We start from the raw sequence: 16,217 nt of genomic DNA, 5'->3' as shown, positions 1-16,217 counted from the left end.
CGTCCTCATGGGTCCTGGCCAGGACCTGACGCGCCTACGGCGCGAGTTGCCAGTTTCCAGTTGGCAGTTTGCAGGAGTCAGACGCTGGGGTCGGAAGGCGCTGCGTTGAGACCCCGCATGCGTTGATGGTCTCTTTGACCTTGGTCTCATTGGCGGGCCGGGCGGCGGCATCGGAGTGCGGATTCCTGACCTACACTGAATGGCGAATTCCGCCTGAGCGGCTGAGTGCCGGGATGAACATAGCAGGGGCAGCCATGAACGCAATTGATAGCAACAAGACCGGAATAACTGCTGAGCCATACACAGCGACCGCGCAAGCAATCTAAATGCCATAAGTACGTAGGTTAGCAACATAGCCTCGGCCAGCGCAGCGCCAAGACTCTGCTTCTACTAGACCGTCTACCAGACCGTCTACCAGACCGTCCGGTAGACGGTCTATGGATTGGTGCAGCAGTACATCCAAATATCGAACCAGCAGTTGGACTAGTAGACCCTGTGCAGGTTCGACTGATAGACCTACTGTCGGTTGAATCATCGGTTGTACTGCTGGTATGTCTTATGGTCGGACTGTCGGTTGGTGTAATGGTCGATCCGATAGTCCTACTTGCAGTTGGTCCTGCAGACTGACTTCCGGTAGGTGTGTCGGGCGGTCTATCGAACGGTTAGGCAGATGCTCCGGAGGATGCCGACCGCTGCTAGTAATGCGGTTTGATTCTGACCAGAGTCAACCGGGTTGATTCAGGAAGCGAAGTCGGGGTCTATGATATGAGAGATGCCAGCAACGTTGTGCCGTACTTTGGCTCAAGCGACTGAGGTAGCGATGTGCAGAGTCTTGACCGCAGTTTTCGAGTGAGCCTCTGAACAAGCCATTTGATAAGGTTTCTGGCTGACTTTGACCTGAGCTTTCCGGTGGCCATCGACGTAGTGCGGCGCAGCCATACGGTCATCATCCGCGCGGTTCGCTTCTCTGGCCGGCCGTGAAGAGCGGGAGCCGTGCTCCCGCACTCCAAAGCAATCTGCGTCATCTGCGGTTCGCGACAGTTCCTGGTTTTTGGTTCTTGGTTCCTCGTCTGGCCAATTCTGAATCCTGGTCTCTGGTTTCTGAGTTCTGAACTATCCGGTTCCTGAATCTGCGTAATCTGCGGTTACCCGTCCTCTCGTCCATCGTCTCTTCGTCCATCGTCAATTCTGCATTCTGGTTTCTGGTTTCTGGATTCTGCTCTATCCGAATCCTGAATCTGCGTCATCTGCGTAATCTACGGTTACCCGTCCTTTCGTCCATCGTCTCCTCGTCCATCGTCAATTCTGCATTCTGGTTTCTGGTTTCTGAATTCTGCTCTATCCGAATCCTCAATCTGCGTCATCTGCGTAATCGGCGGATTAGACCGCGGTCAGGAGCTGCCGAGGGTGCCGCTGACTTTGAGCCCGAGCATCCAGCGGAAGGCGAAACGCTGGTCGGAAACGCCGGATTGGAATCGCCAGACCGGGAAGTCGGCGTAGAGCGGGCCGAGCGTGAGTTTGAGGCCGGCGTCCATGCGGGGATTCCAGAACCCGGCCTGGTTCAGGCTGTCTCCGACATTGCCGAGGTCGAAGAAGGGCGACGCGGAAATCAGGCCGAGTTTCGGGGTCGTGACCTGGAAGTTGAGGCCGTAGGCGGCGCGGCCGTGGAGGTACAGGCCCGCGTATCCGCGGCAGTTGACGTCGGCGTCGTAGTGCCAGTTTTCCTGGCCGGACGAGATGCCTTTGTAGCCCCAGGTGACCGGTTCCGCGCCGTTGCTGATGAGGCCGCCGGAGAGGTAGAACTGGTCCTGTTTGGGCACGTTGCCCCATACGCAGCCGGCGAACGCCCGCAGAGTCAGTTCGACCGGGCGCAGGCCCCGCCAGGTATGCGATTGTTCAATGCCCAGCCTGAGGTAGTTGCTGTCGCTGCCGAGCGCAGTCATGCCTTTCCGCGCGAGGAGTTGCGCGCTGCCGAGGAGGAGCCGCGTTTCGTAGCTTTGGGCGATGTGCAGGCGAAGGTCGGCAGTGCGGCCGAGTTCCCAGGCGTTGGTGTCGCGGAAATCGACTCTCTTGACGTCGAGGACGCGGTAGCCGAAGTCGATGGTGGTCTTGGGCTGGCGGTAGACCGGCCCGAGTTCCTGACTGAAGTAGAGTTTGGCGCCGGCGTCCACGGTCGAGTAGTCGAGCGCGGCGTAGAGGCGCAACCGGTCGTCGATGAAGGTGAGCGGAGTCTGGTAGTTGACGCTGGAGTGCAAGTCATGAATGTGGGTGCTGTAGATTTCACTCACCATCCATTGGTGGCGGCCGCGCAGCGGCCCGACGTCAAAGAACTGGCGGCCCTGAGCCCAGACGCAGCATTGGGCTCCGCTGTAGGCGTCAGCCCAGAAGTACGGGCCGTAGAAGATCTGGTAGTCGGAGAAGCTGGGCAGTTCGAAGACGGGCTGGATGGTGACGCGGCGGTTGCCGAGGCGGCTGGGCAGGACCGTGTCCGGTGCTCGGCTGGCGTCAGTACCCCGCGCGTGGAGAATGGAGACAGGGTCGAAAACGGTCGGGTCTTTGCCGGGCAGTCCCTGTGTCCATGTGCGCAGTAATGGGTCGAAGGTGGTCCGGCCTTGTCTCCGTTCTTCCGCAAGCAGCAGGAGCGCGGGGCCGGATTGCTCGGCGGCCTGGTAGCCGACCTGGTCGCGACATCTGGTCGGATCCGGGCAGAGGACGTTGTTCGACGCGCCGAGGTAGTAGTAGAGCCGGTTGTAGTATTCGGAGTTCAGGCCCCGAAGCAGCCAGCCGAAGACGGGGTTCGACACGAGGCTGGTGCGGCCGTATTTGTCGTCCATGTAGCGCATGGCGGAGTAGGCGGCAGGGCCCTGGACGATGGCAGGGTCGGTGAGTTCGTCGGCGCCGGTCGCGCAACGCGACCATTGCAGCGCAACCTGCCGCGCCAGCTCCTGTTCGAATATCCGCGTGTAAGGAATCGGGCCCGTAGCCATGACGATGAGCCCGGGGTGGGATGCATCCTGCGCGACGACACCAGAGCCGTCAACGATGGTCAGTCCGGCAAACGGGAACGGGCCGTTCCATTGCTGCATGTCGTGGAGCATGTCGGCCACGGACATGAGGGCGTAGTACCAGTCCGGGTTGGAGAAGCTGCGCGCCAGAATCGTCACGTCCACACCTTCGATGGTGCGGGCCATCTTCTTGAGTCCCGGCAAGGCCGCGACTGCGAATCCGGCGACGTTCGTCGCTTCGATGTGAACGGCCTTGCGTCCCGGCCCGGCCGGGTACGCCTGAGAGTCGCTTGCCGCGCCGGTCGCGGCGATGTCCAGGTCCGGGGCCAGGTCAAGCACCACGTGGTAGTCCGCGAACGCGGCGGGCGAGTGGCCGAACACGTGGTAGCCGCCAAGCAGCCAGTTGCTGGATGGGGACAGCCCCTGTCTTGCGGCGACCTCGGGGAACCAGTGGGCCAGCACGAAGCCGCGGCCTTTGCGGGCGAGCTCGGCCCCGGTGGCAGGGACTTTGGTGTGGAACCCGATGCTGATTGACACAGTTTCGCCGGGTGCGAGCGGCGGGTTCAGGATCAGCGCGAGTTCGGTCCCGGCATCGTACATGAGGCCCACCCGGCCGCCGGATTCGGTCCAGTCCAGCCGGATGGAGCCGCGGCTGCGTTCCCGGGTGAGCGAGAAGTCGTAGCGGCCCATCGCCTCAAGCTCGCGAGCATATGCCGTGCCGCGATCGCGAAAGGCGTTGGGGTAGAGGTGAAGGCAGAGGTCGCTGAGGGTGTCCCGGCTCAGGTTGCGGTAGCGGATGGTCTCGGCGCCGCGAATCACTCCGGCGGCGTCGTCGAGCCGTGCGGAAATTGTGTAGTCCACGGATTGTGTCTGTTTCTCGACGGCACTCGCGCGTTGGTTCGTGTCTGCTTCAATCGGGAGGGAGAAGGCCAGAGCCGAGGCGACCAGAAGCGGCAGCAGGACCGGACGCTTCATCCGGCGTCCGTCACTCTAGCCCGCCGACTCCGCGTCTCCGGCGACCGGCTGCGGGCGGAGTATCTGCACGCAGGCTGATTGCAGTTGCGCCAGTAGCGCGCGGTCAAGTCCCTGTGTCACTGCCGGCGGGACGAGTTTGGCCAGTTCCCGTTCGACCACCTCGGGGCGGGCGGTCTCGATCGCGTCAATGGTCGAGCAGCAGGAGCGGGTGAACGAAAGGTAGGCGCGGTGCAGGGAGGATGGAATCCGCAGTGAGCGGAGCAGGGCGACGGTCATCGCCTCGGCCTGCTTGGTGCCCAGCCAGAAGCGGCGGGCGTGCTGCTCGTGCTCCTCGATGCGCCGGGAGCGGAGTTGTTCGCGCATCGGACGGGAGTCTCTGCGCCGGGCGGGTAGCGGGTGAGCGGGACCTTGAGCGGGCGGCGGCGCAGCGACTGTCGCCGGGTTCGGGGCCGAAGCGGGTGCGGCGGACGGCGTCCGAGGCGCCGGCGAGGAAACGGTGCCGGTGGCAGGCAGTACGTCGACGATGGCCTGCCATGAGGCGCCGCAGGCTTCGAGGCAGGCGGCAATCGTCCGCAACGTGGGATTGGGCACCTGCCCTTTTTCCAGCCGCAGTATGTATTTGTAGCCATGGGCGGGGTCGAACCCGATAGACTTGGCCAGCTTCATCTGCGACAGGCCCGACTGCACCCTGATCTGCTTGAGGCGGACGCCCAGGGCTTCGAGACCACGCAGGGCGGGCCGGGCCTTGCGGCCCATTAGACCGTATCCATTTCGGGGTAGATGTTAGGCAAGCAGGGCCCGGTGTCAAGAACCCGGGTTAATGCGAGCGAAACCGCCCGGAGTCAGTCGAGGCGAGGTGCGACTAAGACTTCTCTTGACAGGCAGTTAGAGTGGCAGTAGATTACTCCATCGAGATTTCCATCAGAACGTCCGGACGTATTCTCAGGAGTCTCAGCTATTGTCTGCCAGAAGAACCCAAGGAGGAATGTCGATGAAGACGACAGCAAAGCTCGCGACCGTAGTCCTCGGAGCGTTGTTCGTGCTGACCATGTTCGGTTGCGCCAAGAAGTGCGTCACCCCGACGGAGTCGGTTGCGACACCCCCGCCGCCGGAGACACTCAACGTGAAGCCGCCCACACCGCCGGCGCCGCCCAAGGTCGAGCTGAACCTCGCCGCCATTCACTTCGACTTCGACAAGTCGGACGTCAGGCCGGGTGATGCGACGATTCTCCAGAGCAACTATGACCTGCTCCAGAAGGCAATCGCGGCGAAGCAGAAGCCGATGGTGACAATCGAGGGCTACTGTGACCCGATCGGCACGGCGGCCTACAACATGGCGCTGGGCATGCGCCGCGCTGAGGCAGCAAAGGCCTACCTGGTCAAGCTGGGCGCGGACCTGAACATGTTCTCGACCATCAGCTACGGCCAGGAAAAGCTCGTCACTCAGGACAAGGCCAAGTACGAGCTGAACCGGCGCTGCGAGTTCAAGCCGGCCCAGTAAGTACCTCGCCCGAGACCAGATGATTGATGGCGGCCAGTAGGCTCGCGCGCGCAGCCGGCTTCGGCATGGCAGCAGCGTCGGGTCTACTGGTTGCCGTTTCAGGCACGGGCTGCAGCTACCAGCGCGAGTACGTTCGGCGCGGCCAGGTGCTTGACTCGATGTCGGTGCGGCTGGTAAGAGTCGAACAGGCGCAGCAGCAGCATGACAAGGACATGACCAAGCTGCGCGCCGACGTCCTGACCGAGATCGAGAACGTCGACGGCCGGCTCGACCAGCTCGACGCGCGTCTGGCAGACCTGGGTGACCGGCTTGACCGCATCAGCCGCCGGGTGGGCGCCGGACGCGGAGACATCACGCCGGTAGTCGGTGAATCAGCGACCGGGACGCGTCCCGGACCAGTGAAGCCGGACACGACACGGTCCCGGAGCGATACGGCCGCGTACAGCGAGGACCAGCTCTACAACACGGCATATCTCGACTTCACCCGTGGTAAGTATGATGTGGCAATCGGCGAGTTTCGTCGGTACGTCGCGTCCTTTCCTCAGAGCGACAACGCGGACAACGCCCAATACTGGATCGGCGAGTGCTTCTACTCGCTGGGCAGGCTGGACAGCGCCGAGGCCGGGTTCCGGCAGGTGATAACGGCTTATCCCCAGGGGAACAAGCTGGCGTCGGCCGAGTACAAGCTCGGCCTCGTATACCTCGCCCAGAACCGCAAGGCTGAGGCCGCCAACCAGCTCCGCAAAGTCGTCAAGGAGTATCCGGGCACGAACGAGGCGAAGCTGGCGCAGGGCCGGCTTCAGGCCCTGGGGCAGTAGACCGTGTCACCGGCTGCGGGCCCAAGCAGCGGATTCCTCGGACCTTTTATCCACGCGGGGCCGTTCGCGCTCTGCGACGTAATCGCGCTGGCCCTGATGTCGATCATCAGCTGGGCAATTGTCATCGGCAGGCTGAGAACCCTGGGCCGCGCCTCGCGGCAGACCCGGCAGTTTCTCAGCGTATGGGGCTATCGGACCAGGCTGGGGGACTACGAGAGTGTCGCGAAGCGGTTGAAGTACTCGCCGCTGTCCGCATTGCTCCTGGCCGGGGTGAAGGAGTACGAGGCGCTGCGCGCCGACTTCGGCAAGAACGAGGGGGGAGCCGAGCTGTTGCAGCACATGATTCCGAATATCACCGAGGCAATGGAGCGGGCAGCGTCACGCGAAACCGAGAAGCTCGAGAGCTCACTGACGTTCCTTTCCATCGCGACCATGGTGGCGCCGTTCATGGGGCTTCTGGGTACGATCCAGGGCGTGCTCGTTACGTTCATGACCCTGCGCGGGACCCAGATACCCACGCTGCAGACCATCGCGCCGGGCATCTCAGACGCCCTGATAACGGCAGTGATGGGGCTGTCGGTCGCGATACCGGCGGCTCTTTTCTACAACTACTTCGTCGGTCGCGCGCACGACATCGAGGGCTACATGGACCGGTTTGAGTCCGAGCTGACCGGCATCCTGCGCCGGGAAATCGTCTCATCGGTCGCCGAGGAGAGACGCGGACAGTGAAGCGGCGACGGCTCAGGTACATGGCCGAGATGAACATCACCGCGCTGGCCGACGTCAGCTTCACCCTGATGGTCATATTCCTCATCGCCGGCGTCTCGACCGCGTTCAGTCGCAACCAGGGCGTCGACCTGGATCTGCCGCGCACTTCATCCGTCGAGCCTCAGACCAAAGAGGGCCTCGAGATCAGCATCCAGGCCGACGGCGCGGTATACGTCGAGAAGAAGGCGACGACGGTGGCCGGGTTTGCCAAGGTGCTGGGAGAGCAGCTCAGCCGCGGCAGCTACGACCGAGCATACCTGCGCGCGGACAAGAAAGTCGACTACGGCACGATCATGATGATACTCGGTGACATCCGCGAGCAGGGGATAAGCAACATCGGCCTTGTAGCGTTGCCGCAGTAACGAGTCTGCTGTGCCGGCTAAGGCCAGTTCGCGGCAGGCATGCAGAGGAATGACCAATTCCCAATTCCTATGACCAACGAGAGAGGAAATGTCCAAGCCCGAAGCATCGCGCGGCGTTGGTCATTCGGACATGTCGCTTGACCAGGGATTGGAAATCGGGAATCAGTAATTGACCGTGATGAGTACGCAGATGAAAGCCGAGAGCCGGTGGAGCGCACCTGACCTGCTTCTCTCTCTGGGCGTCCACGCGCTCATCGTCGGCATTATCGCGTTAGTGAGCATTGGCCATGTGGTACGAGACACGCGCCGTCCGATCGTATTCTCGGTCTCGGTGGTCAGTGGCGGCTCACCGCTGCCTCAGCCGGGAACGCCTGCGGTCGCAGAGGCCGGCAAGACCGCACCGAGCGGGACCGCGTTGATCGAGAACAAGCCGCGCTCACAGGGCAAGGCGCGGTCCAAGTCGGCCGGCAAGGCGCAGACCAAGCCGGCAGCCGGGACCGGATCCGGCAAAGGGTCAGGCGGAATGTTCAGGCATGAGGGTCTGGGTGCGAATGTCGAAGGCGCCGAGGCACTCGGGTACTCATACTATCTCAACGCCATGCTGACCCGTATTTCCGACAACTGGTTGAATCCCTATGCAGGTACATCGAAGGTGCTGGTCGCGACTGTCATGTTCGTCATCGGACGTGACGGGACGATCAAGGATGTGGTGACCGAGAAGAAGTCCGGTGACGCAGCCTACGACGTGTCCTGCGAGCGGGCTTTGCTTGTGACCGACAAGCTCCCGCCTCTGCCGCCCGAGTTCCCGGGTCCGCAACTCAAGCTCCACCTCGAGTTCGAGCAGAAACCGTAGCCCGGTTCCAGTCTTCACTCGAACCCGGAATTCCCAATTGCTGATGACTAATCAATGGCGGAAGGGACCGGTCGTCAGAGATTGTCTTCTGGCTCGTCGTTGGTCATTGCGAATTGGGTATTGGTCATTTTCTGTCCTTGACTTGCCGGCTCTATCTCGCATTATAGGTTCGTGACCGCGAAGCCCCCGGACGTGGATTTCGTCCACCTCCACAACCATACCGAATACAGCCTGCTCGACGGCGCATCGAGCGTCGAGGCGGTCGTCAAACTCGCGGCGGAGTACCGGATGCCGGCACTGGCGATTACCGACCACGGAAACATGTTCGGGGCCATCAAGTTCTACAAGGAAGCGCAGAAGGCCGGCGTCAAGCCGATCATCGGCAGCGAGATGTACGTAGCTCCGCGTTCGCGTACCGAGCGGAAGCCCGACAGCGACGTCCATGAGGCGAGCTTCCATCTGACGTTGCTCTGCCGAAACGAGACCGGCTACCACAACCTGATGAAACTGACCACCAAGGCCTATCTGGAAGGTTTCTACTACCGGCCCCGCATAGACAAGGAGCTGCTGGCTGAGCATGCGGAAGGGCTCATCGGAATGTCCGGCTGCCTCAAGGGTGAGGTAAACCACTACCTGCGCCGCGACGACCCGGAGCACGCGATGCAGGCGGCTTCCGAGTACCAGCAAATGCTCGGGCGGGAGAATTTCTACCTGGAAGTGATGCGTGCCGGCTTTGCTGAGCAGGAGAGGATCATTCCCGGAATCCGTGAGTTGAGCTCCACGCTCGACATTCCGATCGTCGCCACCAATGACTGCCACTACCTGCGTTCGGATGACGTTCGCGCCCACGATGCCCTGGTCTGCATTCAGACCGGGAAGAAGCTCTCCGACCAGAACCGTCTGAAGATCAGCTCAAATGAGCTCTATTTCCGGTCTCAGCAGGAGATGGCCAGGGTCTTCGCCGACATGCCGAATGCGGTACACCGGACATGCGAGGTGGCAGACCGGTGCAACCTGCGGCTTGACCTTGAGCACGTCCGTTTCCACCTGCCGCATTTCAGCCCGCCGCCGGGTTTTGCCGATGCACTTTCCTACCTGAAGCACCTGACGCGCGAAGGACTGCATCGGCGCTACCATCGCCCGACGCCGGCGATTGAGGAGCGGCTGACGTTCGAACTGGACGTGATTGCGAGGATGGGATTCCCCGGCTACTTCCTTGTGGTCAAGGACATTGTGGACTTCGCACGGTCGAAGGGCATACCGGTGGGGCCGGGCAGAGGCTCAGCGGCGGGGTGTCTTGTGCTTTACTGCCTGGGTATTACCGATATTGACCCGCTGCGCTACGGGCTGCTCTTCGAGCGATTCCTGACTACCGAGCGTGTCAGCCTGCCTGACGTTGACATCGACTTCTCGGACGCTCGGCGGCAGGAAGTCATCGACTACATCCGACAGCGCTACGGCGAGGGCTCGGTCGCGCAGATTATTACGTTCGGCACGATGCAGGCACGAGCGGCCGTGCGCGACGTGGGCCGCGTCCTGGATGTCCCGATCGGCGATGTCGACCGCATCGCGAAACTGATTCCTCAGAACATGGGGCTCGATCCGGCGCTCAAGGGCGTCGCAGAACTGAGAGACGCGGTCGCGGAGAAACCGGAGTACGGGGAGATGATGGCCATCGCGCGCAAGGTCGAGGGACTGTGCCGGCACGCCTCGATCCACGCCTCGGCCGTTGTCATCGCGCCGCAACCGCTGATCGAGCTGGTGCCGCTCTACAAAGCGCCGGGAGAAGAGGCATGCACGCAGTATGACATGTACTCGCTGGAGGCGGCGGGGCTCTTGAAGATGGACGTACTCGGGCTGCGGACGCTGACGGTGGTCGAAGAGGCCGTGAAGCTGGTGCGAAACAAGGGCACGAGCTTCGACGCAGAGACGTTGCCGCTCGACGATGCCAACACCTTCAAGCTGCTGCAGCGGGCCGACACGGTTGGGGTGTTCCAGCTCGAGAGCGCGGGTATGCGTGACCTTTGCCGGCAGATGATGCCGGACCGAGTCGAGCACATCATCGCGTTGATTGCCTTGTACCGCCCCGGACCGATGGAGCTGATTCCGCAGTACCTGGCGCGCAAGGCCGGGCGGGAGGCGATTGCCTACGAGCACCCGCTGCTCGAGTCGATCTGCAGCGAAACCTACGGAATCATGATCTACCAGGAGCAGGTGATGCAGGCGGCCCAGGTGCTGGCCGGTTACTCGCTCGGGAAGGCCGACCTGTTGCGCCGGGCAATGGGCAAGAAGAAGCCGGAGGAGATGGCGGCCCAGCACGATGTCTTCGTCGAGGGGTGCGAGAAGTACAACAAGATACCGGAGTTGAAGGCCGAGAAGATCTTCGACCTCCTGGCCAAGTTCGCCGGCTACGGGTTCAACAAGTCACATGCCGCGGGCTACGCCTATCTTTCCTACATCACTGCGTACTTGAAGGCGAACTTCCCGGTCGAGTTCATCGCCGCAACACTGACCAGCGAGCTTGGGGATTTCAAGAAACTGGCGAAGTTCGTGAACGAGGCGCGGCGGATGGGGATTGCCGTGCTGCGTCCGGACGTGAACTCGAGCTTCGTCCCATTCACGATTGAGGGCGGCAACGTCCGGTTCGGGTTGGCCGGCGTGAAGAACCTCGGAACCGGTGCCAGCGAGTTCATTGTCAAGGAGCGACAGGAACGCGGGCCTTACGAGGACAAGCTCGACTTCCTCGTTCGTACCAAGGGAACCGTAAACCGGAAGGCGGTCGAGTCGCTCATCAAGGCCGGCGCGTTCGACAGCTTTGAGCCGAACCGGACCGTGTCCCTCAGTTCACTGGAGTGGGAGATGAACAAGGCCGCCTCGGAGAGGCTTCGATTTGCCGAACGGCAGTTCGACATGTTCGGTGAGGCAGAGGACAAGCCGAAGCCGGTCCCCGTCAAGTTTGATACACACGAGCTGTTGGCATACGAGAAGGACGCGTTCGGGTTCTATTTTTCGTCCCATCCCCTTGAACCCTACCGGGCCGAATATGAGGCGCTGGGCCTTTCGACCATAGCCCAGATCGAGTCGATGCGTGACGGCGAAAAGGCATCGCTGGGCGGCGTCATCACCGGACGCAGGACGCGCAAGGACAAACGTGACCGGGAGTATGCGATTGTCACGGTCGAGGACTTTGATGGTGGTATCGAAGTGATGGTCTTCTCGGACGTGCTGGAGGGATGCCGGGCAGTGCTTAAGACCGACAACCTGGTCGCGGTGCAGGGCACGGTAAAGGTCAGGGCCGCGGCCGCAGACTCACCCGGCCGGGGTCAGGGTGTCCCGCAGTTCTGGGCCGACCGTGTGATGCTGTTCAGCGATTGCAACCGGTTCCTTAACGCGCTCGTGGTTTCGGTTCCCGAGAAGGAAATGGACGACGCGATGCTGCTAAAGCTCAGGGAGCGGCTTGAAGAGCACCCGGGCGGCGCCCAGGTCTACCTGAATCTTATCCGACCTGATGGTTCATTCCGGGAGATGAAGTTGCGGGAGCAGCGGGTCGCATTGAGCAACGAGCTGATCGGCTCGCTGCGCGAGGTGTTCGGACCGGATTCGGTCAGGTTCAAGGGTGAGATACCGCCCTGCGTACGCAACGGAAACAGATTCAGAAACGGGAACTTCTCCAAGGGAAAGCAGCCCGCAAAGCCGTGACGACGTTCAGGGAGAGGATGCGCCGGTGACTAGCCGGCAGTGGTTAAGTCCGGCATCTCCAGTTGTTCAAGCCGCCGGATACGATCCTCCAGCGGTGGGTGGGACGCGAACAGGTTCATCGATGTCCCACGGTCCTTGCCGAACGGGTTGGCGATGAACATGTGGGCGGTCGCGGCTGAGGCGGTGCGCAGCCTGCCCTCATAGGTCCCCAGCTTCCTCAGGGCCGAACTGAGCCCGTACGGGTCGCGCAGTATGAGAGCGCCGGATGCATCGGCGAGATACTCACGTTGTCTGGATATGGCCGCGCGTATGATGGCAATCAAGAGCGGGGAGATGATGGCAAAAGCTATCGCTAGGATTACGAGTATCAGCCCGAGTTGCCCGCCGCCACCTCTCGATTCGCGGCGTCGGCCCCCGCCGAATCCGCCGAACAGACCCCAGCGCAGGAAGACATCCCGGAAGAGCACCAGAAGGCCGCCGATGATGGCGACAATAGTCATGATGAGGATGTCGTAGTTGCGGACGTGGGACATCTCATGGGCAATTACGCCCTGCAGTTCTTCACGGTTCATGATCTGGAGCAGACCGCGAGTCACCGCGACTGATGCGTGGTTCGGATTGCGGCCGGTGGCAAAGGCGTTGGGTGCGTCGGTGTCGATGACGTAGACGCTCGGCTTCGGTATCCCTGCGGCAATCGCGACCTCCTCGACCACGTTGTGTAGCTGGTGGTATTGAGACGGATCCGCCGGCTTGGCGCCGTTGACGGCAAGGGCGAGCTTGTCGGAGTTGTAGTACAGGACGAGGTTGTAGCCGACTATGAAGAGACCGAACAGCGCATACGCGCCGGTTCCCCATCTGAAGTACCAACCCAGCCCGTAGCCGACCAGCTCGAGAAGAAGTGAGAAACCCACGATGAAGAGGTAGGTCTTGGCCTTGTTGGCGCTGATAAGTTGATACAGATTCCTACGTTCGGCCATGTTGGGCGTGCTACTGGTTGACTTCTAGAACTTGACCTTCGGCGCCTCGCGTTCGGCTTCGGGGACGCTGTAGAACTCCGACTGCTTGAAACCGAACATACCGGCGAAGATGCTGGAAGGGAACATCTGGGTCGCGTTGTTGTAGTCCATCGCCGTGTCGTTGTAGAACTGCCGGGCGAAAGCGATCTTGTTTTCGGTATTGGAGAGCTCTTCCTGGAGGCTGAGAAAGTTCTCGTTCGCCTTCAGGTTCGGGTAGTTCTCGGCCACGGCGAACAAGGTCTTCAGCGTGTCGGAGAGCATGTTGTTCGCCTTGGCCGATTCGGCCGGACCTTTGGCGTTGATAGCCAGCGACCGGGCTTCGGCAATCCGCTCAAAGATCTCTTTCTCGTGCGCGGCGTAACCTTTGACCGTTTCGACGAGGTTCGGGATCAGGTCAATCCGGCGCTTGAGTTGAACGTCAATCTGGGACCAGCCGTTCCTGACTCGGTTTCGCTTCACCACCAGCGAGTTGTAGATACCGATGGCGATCATGACCAGCAGGACAATCAGGACAAGGACGATTATCAACGCTATCATATTTCTCCCAGGTTAGTTGGACTAGCATAACGCCTTTCTGGTTGCAGTCAAACGCCGGGGGCCGCCGCGTGCCGGCTTGACCATCGGCAAAGAGCGTTCTATATTCATGTTCCTCACCCGCTTGTGGTGAGCCAGAACAGGAGGCCCGCAGTGGAATTCAAGCACTTGGTAGTCAGAAAAGAAGACGGTATCGGCTGGCTGAAGATGAACCGCCCGCCGATGAACGCGCTCAATACGGAGATCGTGCTCGAGATCGAGCGCGCGATGGACTGGTTCGCCCGCGAAGACGACGTGATGGTCGTAGTTGTCTACGCCGAAGGCAAGATGTTCGTGGCCGGGGCCGACATCGCCGAGATGTCGAAGTTCACTCCGATGCAGGCACGGGAGTTTGCGCAGAACGGGCACCGTGCGCTCGGCAAGATCGCGAGCATGGAGAAGCCGGTCATTGCCGCGGTCAACGGCTACGCGCTCGGCGGCGGGTGCGAAATCGCGCTCGCCTGTGACATCCGGGTTCTGGCCGACAGCGTGAAGATCGGCCAGCCGGAAGTGAACCTCGGGCTGATTCCGGGCTTCGGTGGTACGCAGCGCCTCGCCCGCCTGGTCGGGCCGGGGATCGCGAAAGAGCTGATACTTACGGCGGACGCGATTGACGCGGCCGAGGCCCTGCGCATCGGCCTTGCGAACAAGGTCGTGCCCGGTGACAAGCTGATCGCGACGGTCACCGAGATGGCGAAGAAGATCGCGAGCAAAGGTCCGACAGCCGTGAAGTATGCGAAGACTTGCATCAACCGCGGCCTGGATGTTGACCTCGCCACGGGGAATTCGTTTGAGGTAGAAACGTTTGGCATGTGCTTCTCAACCGGGGAACCCTTCGAAGGCACCAAGGCATTCCTTGAGAAACGCAAGCCCAACTGGAAGTGACGAGTGACGAGCGACGAGTGACGAGCCGACGTGACGGGCACTGGTGTTTGATATGAACGTGGCGGACCATGCGGGAAGCTGCTCCGGCAGGAGGACGCGCCAGGATCTGAAAGCCCGGACGAAGCGGTTCGCACTGGATGCACTTCGGTTCTGTACGGCGCTTCCGCGACGTCCTGAGTGTGTCGTCGTCGCCAGGCAGTTGATGCGGTCGGCTACGTCGGTGGGTGCCAACTACCGAGCCGCGTGTCGGGCTCGGTCCAGAGCTGATTTCGTAGCCAAACTGGCGTTGGTGGAGGAGGAAGCTGACGAGAGTCTCTACTGGCTTGAGCTATTGAAGGAACTGAATGTTCCGGCAGGCGAGGACATTGTCCGGTTGATGTCTGAAGCAGGTGAACTCGTGTCGATTGTCGTGGCGTCAAAGAAGACCGCCCGCGAGGGCAGGTGAAATCGACATTCGACACTCGTAACTCAAACTTTCTTGAAAGGAGTAACATATGACTATTGGGAAGGCAAAGGATACTGTGATTGTCGGCGCCGCGCGGACGGCGGTGGGTCGGTTCCACGGCTCGCTCTCATGCCTGCGCGCTCCGGAGTTGGGAGCGGTCGCAATCAAGGCGGCGGTCGAGCGGTCGAGGGTCAACCCGGCTGACGTTGAGGGCGTGATAATGGGCAACGTCTGCCCGGCCGGCATCGGCCAGGCCCCGGCCCGCCAGGCCGCAGTGAAGTCGGGGCTTTCGGTCGAGATTCCGGCCCTTACCGTGAACAAGGTCTGCGGTTCGGGCATGATTGCCACGGCGCTGGGCTGCCAGATGATCAAGGCCGGAGACGCCAAGGTGGTCGTGACCGGCGGCCAGGAATCCATGTCCAACGTGCCGTACTACTTGAAGCAGCTGCGCGTCGGTAACAAGATGGGCGACGTCAAGATGCAGGACGGGATGATCTACGACGGACTCTGGGATTTCTTCGGCGACGTCCACATGGGTGAGCTCGGTGATTTCACCGCAACCGAGGCCGGCGTGACCCGCCAGGAGCAGGACAAGTGGGCTGCGGGCAGCCACGCCAAGGCCATCGCGGCGATCAAGGCCGGGAAGTTCAAGGCCGAGATTACGCCGGTCGTGATTCCGCAGCGCAAGGGCGACCCAATCGTGTTCGATACCGACGAAGGTCCGCGTGCCGACACGACGTTCGAGAAGCTATCCACCCTGAGGCCGGTGTTCACCAAGGACGGGACGGTGACGGCGGGCAATGCCTCTTCAATCAATGATGCCGGGGCTGCGCTGGTCCTGGCAGATGGCGCGTACGCAAAGCAGAAGGGTCTGACCCCGCTGGCCCGCGTCGTGGCATACGCCACGGGCGGCGGGGAGCCGAAGCGGCTCTTCTTTGCTCCAATCAAGGCGATCAACAACCTACTGCAGGTCCAGGGGGTGAAGATTGACCACTTTGACCTGATTGAGATCAACGAGGCATTCGCATCGCAGGTGCTCGCCGATGGCAAAGGTCTGGGGTGGAACTGGGACAAGGTGAATGTGAACGGTGGCGCGATAGCGCTCGGGCACCCGATCGGCTGCTCCGGTGCGCGAATCATCGTGTCCATCATCCACGCCTTGAAGGACCGGGGCTTGAAGACCGGCCTTTGCGCGGCATGCTTGGGCGGCGGCGAGGCCACGGCCATTAGCGTCGAGCTCATGTAAACGCCAAACTCCGAACGCCGAGCGCCGAACTACCAACAGGATCAGAGAAAGGCGAGAACCGTACCGGGAGG

General features: G+C 61.6%; 13 protein-coding genes. 9 read left to right on the top strand and 4 right to left on the bottom strand.

What is annotated here, in order from left to right; all coding sequences use genetic code 11:
* Window positions 1–1,391 precede the first annotated feature (1,391 nt).
* On the bottom strand, window positions 1,392–3,980 hold the full coding sequence (locus VMH22_15635) for a hypothetical protein (protein ID HTW93120.1): 2,589 nt from the start codon (window positions 3,978–3,980) through the stop codon (window positions 1,392–1,394).
* Window positions 3,981–3,995: 15 nt separating this feature from the next.
* Window positions 3,996–4,736, bottom strand: a complete 741-nt coding sequence (locus VMH22_15630; protein HTW93119.1) for a helix-turn-helix transcriptional regulator — start codon at window positions 4,734–4,736, stop codon at window positions 3,996–3,998.
* Window positions 4,737–4,971: 235 nt separating this feature from the next.
* Here VMH22_15630 and VMH22_15625 point away from each other — a divergent pair, with 235 nt between their 5' ends.
* The 6 genes from VMH22_15625 (at window position 4,972) to dnaE (ending at window position 11,981) form a co-directional block, all read left to right on the top strand.
* A complete protein-coding gene (locus tag VMH22_15625; GenBank protein HTW93118.1) occupies window positions 4,972–5,481 on the top strand; it encodes an OmpA family protein in 510 nt (169 codons plus the stop codon).
* A gap of 26 nt (window positions 5,482–5,507) precedes the next feature.
* Window positions 5,508–6,299 carry a tol-pal system protein YbgF gene (gene ybgF / locus VMH22_15620; protein ID HTW93117.1) on the top strand — a complete coding sequence of 264 codons (792 nt, stop codon included), beginning with the start codon at window positions 5,508–5,510 and terminating at the stop codon, window positions 6,297–6,299.
* 3 nt (window positions 6,300–6,302) lie between these two features.
* Window positions 6,303–7,028 carry a MotA/TolQ/ExbB proton channel family protein gene (locus tag VMH22_15615; protein ID HTW93116.1) on the top strand — a complete coding sequence of 242 codons (726 nt, stop codon included), beginning with the start codon at window positions 6,303–6,305 and terminating at the stop codon, window positions 7,026–7,028.
* On the top strand, window positions 7,025–7,429 hold the full coding sequence (locus VMH22_15610; protein ID HTW93115.1) for a biopolymer transporter ExbD: 405 nt from the start codon (window positions 7,025–7,027) through the stop codon (window positions 7,427–7,429). Before VMH22_15615 ends, VMH22_15610 begins: the two co-directional genes overlap by 4 nt.
* A gap of 178 nt (window positions 7,430–7,607) precedes the next feature.
* Window positions 7,608–8,282 (top strand): TonB C-terminal domain-containing protein, encoded by a 675-nt coding sequence (locus VMH22_15605; protein ID HTW93114.1) that lies wholly within the window; start codon window positions 7,608–7,610, stop codon window positions 8,280–8,282.
* A gap of 171 nt (window positions 8,283–8,453) precedes the next feature.
* Window positions 8,454–11,981 (top strand): DNA polymerase III subunit alpha, encoded by a 3,528-nt coding sequence (dnaE, locus tag VMH22_15600; protein ID HTW93113.1) that lies wholly within the window; start codon window positions 8,454–8,456, stop codon window positions 11,979–11,981.
* 29 nt (window positions 11,982–12,010) lie between these two features.
* Here dnaE and VMH22_15595 read toward each other — a convergent pair whose 3' ends face one another.
* Window positions 12,011–12,958 carry a M48 family metalloprotease gene (locus tag VMH22_15595; GenBank protein HTW93112.1) on the bottom strand — a complete coding sequence of 316 codons (948 nt, stop codon included), beginning with the start codon at window positions 12,956–12,958 and terminating at the stop codon, window positions 12,011–12,013.
* A gap of 24 nt (window positions 12,959–12,982) precedes the next feature.
* Window positions 12,983–13,534: a LemA family protein gene (locus VMH22_15590; GenBank protein ID HTW93111.1), complete on the bottom strand. Its 552-nt coding sequence runs from the start codon at window positions 13,532–13,534 to the stop codon at window positions 12,983–12,985.
* Window positions 13,535–13,684: 150 nt separating this feature from the next.
* On the opposite strand from VMH22_15590, the gene VMH22_15585 reads away from it, so the two are divergent.
* Genes VMH22_15585 through VMH22_15575 form a run of 3 tightly spaced genes read left to right on the top strand, consistent with a single transcriptional unit; the run spans window position 13,685 to window position 16,146 of the window.
* Window positions 13,685–14,455 carry an enoyl-CoA hydratase-related protein gene (locus tag VMH22_15585; GenBank protein HTW93110.1) on the top strand — a complete coding sequence of 257 codons (771 nt, stop codon included), beginning with the start codon at window positions 13,685–13,687 and terminating at the stop codon, window positions 14,453–14,455.
* 52 nt (window positions 14,456–14,507) lie between these two features.
* Window positions 14,508–14,900 (top strand): four helix bundle protein, encoded by a 393-nt coding sequence (locus VMH22_15580; GenBank protein HTW93109.1) that lies wholly within the window; start codon window positions 14,508–14,510, stop codon window positions 14,898–14,900.
* Window positions 14,901–14,949: 49 nt separating this feature from the next.
* Entirely contained in the window at window positions 14,950–16,146 is a 1,197-nt protein-coding gene (locus VMH22_15575) for an acetyl-CoA C-acetyltransferase (GenBank protein ID HTW93108.1), read from the top strand.
* The last annotated feature ends 71 nt before the right edge of the window (window positions 16,147–16,217 follow it).

The sequence above is a fragment of the bacterium genome, assembly GCA_035505375.1.
Lineage (GTDB): Bacteria > Hydrothermota > Tepidihabitantia > Tepidihabitantales > Tepidihabitantaceae > UBA2258.
This window is presented reverse-complemented; position numbering and strand designations above follow the sequence as displayed.

Coding starts and splice junctions, on each gene's coding strand:
- ybgF (HTW93117.1), top strand. CDS start 5,508: ATGGCGGCCAGTAGGCTCGCGCGCGCAGCCGGCTTCGGCATGGCAGCA.
- VMH22_15575 (HTW93108.1), top strand. CDS start 14,950: ATGACTATTGGGAAGGCAAAGGATACTGTGATTGTCGGCGCCGCGCGG.
- VMH22_15605 (HTW93114.1), top strand. CDS start 7,608: ATGAGTACGCAGATGAAAGCCGAGAGCCGGTGGAGCGCACCTGACCTG.
- VMH22_15595 (HTW93112.1), bottom strand. CDS start 12,958: ATGGCCGAACGTAGGAATCTGTATCAACTTATCAGCGCCAACAAGGCC.
- VMH22_15580 (HTW93109.1), top strand. CDS start 14,508: ATGAACGTGGCGGACCATGCGGGAAGCTGCTCCGGCAGGAGGACGCGC.
- VMH22_15625 (HTW93118.1), top strand. CDS start 4,972: ATGAAGACGACAGCAAAGCTCGCGACCGTAGTCCTCGGAGCGTTGTTC.
- VMH22_15630 (HTW93119.1), bottom strand. CDS start 4,736: ATGGGCCGCAAGGCCCGGCCCGCCCTGCGTGGTCTCGAAGCCCTGGGC.
- VMH22_15635 (HTW93120.1), bottom strand. CDS start 3,980: ATGAAGCGTCCGGTCCTGCTGCCGCTTCTGGTCGCCTCGGCTCTGGCC.
- VMH22_15590 (HTW93111.1), bottom strand. CDS start 13,534: ATGATAGCGTTGATAATCGTCCTTGTCCTGATTGTCCTGCTGGTCATG.